Origin of the sequence: Nakamurella sp. (assembly GCF_048594475.1) — a bacterium.
Lineage (GTDB): Bacteria > Actinomycetota > Actinomycetes > Mycobacteriales > Nakamurellaceae > Nakamurella.
This window is the reverse complement of record NZ_JBMDXT010000213.1, coordinates 1-1,535: the sequence shown is the minus strand read 5'-3', so window position 1 is coordinate 1,535 and position 1,535 is coordinate 1. Positions and strand designations below refer to the sequence as shown.

Here is a 1,535-nt window from a genome sequence, read left to right as displayed (position 1 = left end):
CCGAGGAAGGCCGAGCACCAGGGCTCGTTGAGCGTCGTCCACATCTCGACCCGGTCGCCCAGGACGCCGGCCACGTGGGTGGCGTAGTCGGCGAACCGCAGCGCGGTGTCCCGGTTCGTCCAGCCGCCCCGGTCCTCCAGGGCCTGCGGCAGGTCCCAGTGGTAGAGCGTGACGACCGGGCACACCCCGCGCTCAAGCAACCCGTCGACCAGCCGGGAGTAGAAGTCGGCGCCCCTGGCGTTGAACGCGCCGGCGCCGTCCGGCTGGACCCGGGGCCAGGCGACCGAGAACCGGTACGCCTGCAGGCCGAGGTCCTTGATCAGGTCCAGGTCGGACTCCCACCGGTGGTAGTGGTCGTCGGCGACGTCACCGGTGTCGCCGTTCAGCACCTTGCCCGGGGTGTGGCTCAGGGTGTCCCAGATGGAGGGGCCGCGGCCGTCCTCGTGCACCGCACCCTCGATCTGGTAGGACGCGGTCGCCGAGCCCCACAGGAAGCCCTCGGGAAACGAACGGGGCGAACTGGTCATGGACTTGGTCCTTCCGGAGGGTCACGCGGCGGCGTCGGACAGCGTGAACGTGACGCTAGCGGACGTGGCAGCCGTTGTGGAAGCGCTTCCACTGCCCTCTTCGTCCGCTCGACGGACGATCGACCACGGACTTTCCGCCGGATCGGGGCCGTGGACGGTGACCGTCCGGCCGTCCCGATGGACCGCGAACACGACGTCGCCGACCCGCAGGGTCGCCTCCGTCAGGGTCCCCGGCTCGTACAGGTGCAGGCTCACGCCGGCCGCGTGGTCGTACTCGGGACCGTCCTCGTGGTCGCCCAACGGAAGCACCGTGCCCGGCCGGACCAGCACCGGCAGGCTGTCGTAGCCGTGCACCTCCTCCACCCACCGCGGGCCCTGGACCACCCGCCCGTCCAGCAGGCCGGTCCAGCGGCCGGCCGGCACGTAGTAGCGGACGTGCCCGTCGGCGTGGAACACCGGGGCGACCAGCAGCGCGTCGCCGAGCATGTACTGGGTGCTCAGGTGGTCGGTGGCCGGGTCGTCCGGGAACTCCATCGCCATCGGCCGGATCATCGGGGTGCCCCGTTCGACGACCTGGTCGGCCGTGGCGAGCAGGTAAGGCATCAGCCGCATCCGCAGCCGGGTGAACCGGCGGGCGATGTCCACGGCCTCCTCGTCGAACGCCCAGGGCACGCGGTAGGAGTCCGACCCGTGCAGCCGGCTGTGGCTGGAGAGCAGGCCGAACGCGAGCCAGCGTTTGAACACGGCCGGGTCCGGGGTGCCCTCGAACCCGCCGATGTCGTGCGACCAGTACCCGAAGCCGCTGGCCGCCAGCGAGAGGCCGCCGCGCAGGGTCTCGGCCATCGAGACGAACGTCGAGTCGTTGTCGCCGCCCCAGTGCACCGGGTACTGCTGGCCACCGGCGGTGGCCGACCGGGCGAACAGCACGGCCTCCCCGGTCCCGCGCCGCCGCTCCAGCAGCTCGAAGACGGTCCGGTTGTACAGGTGGGTGTAGTAGTTGTGCATCCG

The 1,535-nt window shown here is 71.5% G+C and carries 2 protein-coding genes; both read right to left on the bottom strand.

All coding sequences use genetic code 11. From position 1 onward, the window contains the following. On the bottom strand, positions 1-527 hold a 527-nt coding region (locus ACOJUF_RS09945), incomplete at its 3' end, for a family 1 glycosylhydrolase (protein ID WP_420121699.1). Between the two features lie 21 nt (positions 528-548). Further along, positions 549-1,535 (bottom strand): TIM-barrel domain-containing protein (locus ACOJUF_RS09940; RefSeq protein WP_420121698.1); only part of this gene is annotated, 987 nt, incomplete at its 5' end.